We start from the raw sequence: 1152 nt of genomic DNA, 5'->3' as shown, positions 1-1152 counted from the left end.
CAGGCCAAGGCGTCGGCACCGTGGCGCGAGAGCTGGGGATCAGCGACCAGACGCTGCGCAACTGGGTCAAGGCTTTCGAAACCGGCAAGCTGGGCGGGGCTGGCGCCAAAGCGGTGACGCCGGAGCAGATGGAGCTCTCGCGCATGCGGGCAGAGAATGCCCGGCTGCGCCGGGAGAATGAAATTCTCCGAAAGGCGGCGGCGTACTTCGCGAAGGATGCGCTGTGAAATACGCCTGGATTGACGCGCATTGCAGGCAGTACGCGTTGAGCGAGCTGTGTCGGGTACTGGCGGTCAGTGTGAGCGGCTATCGCGCCTGGAAACGCGGTGGCAGCCCGGAGCGCAAGCGATTGACTGACGCACAGATGCTGGCGCTGATCGAAGCGATCCACGCCCAAGTGAAGGGCGCCTACGGCAGTCCGCGCATGACCGAGGAACTGCGGGCGAAGGGCTTTCCGGCCAGCAAGGAGCGTGTCGAGCGACTGATGCGGGAGAACGGCATCGAGGCCCGCCACAAACGCCGTTTCAAGGCGACGACGGACTCCAAGCATGCGCTGCCGGTAGCGCCGAACCTGCTGGATAGGGACTTTGCCCCGAGCGCACCGAACCAGGTCTGGAGCGCCGATCTGACCTACATCTGGACCGACGAGGGTTGGCTGTATCTGGCCGTGGTCCTCGATCTGTTCAACAGAGAGGTCGTCGGCTGGTCGATCAAGCCGCGCATGACGGCCGACATCGTGATCGATGCGCTGACCATGGCCTGGTTCCGCAGGAAACCGGCGCCAGGCCTGATTCATCACTCGACCGAGGTAGCCAATATGCCAGCCACGCCTTCCAGGCGCGGCTGAAGGAGTATGGCATGGTCTGTTCGATGAGCAGGAAGGGCAGCTGCTGGGACAACGCGCCCACGGAGAGCTTCTTCAACAGCCTGAAGAATGAGCGGGTGCATGGCACCCGCTACAGCACGCGGGCCGAAGCGGAAGTCGACCTGTTCGACTACATCGAACCGTTCTACAACCACAGGCGCCGCCATTCCACGCTCGGCTACGCCTCGCCGGTGAGGTTCCTGGAGGAGTGGATCAGCACTCAGCATGAGCAGCAATTGGCGGCATGATGCCGCTGGGTTGGAAGACGAAAAACAGAGGGAACCTCA

1 pseudogene is annotated in these 1152 nt (G+C 63.1%); it reads left to right on the top strand.

The features are described 5' to 3' along the window. A pseudogene (locus AB1555_20185) lies at positions 1-1113 on the top strand (IS3 family transposase). The last annotated feature ends 39 nt before the right edge of the window (positions 1114-1152 follow it).

The sequence above is a fragment of the Nitrospirota bacterium genome, assembly GCA_040755395.1.
In the GTDB taxonomy this organism is placed as follows: Bacteria; Nitrospirota; Nitrospiria; order Nitrospirales; family Nitrospiraceae; genus DATLZU01.
This window is presented reverse-complemented; position numbering and strand designations above follow the sequence as displayed.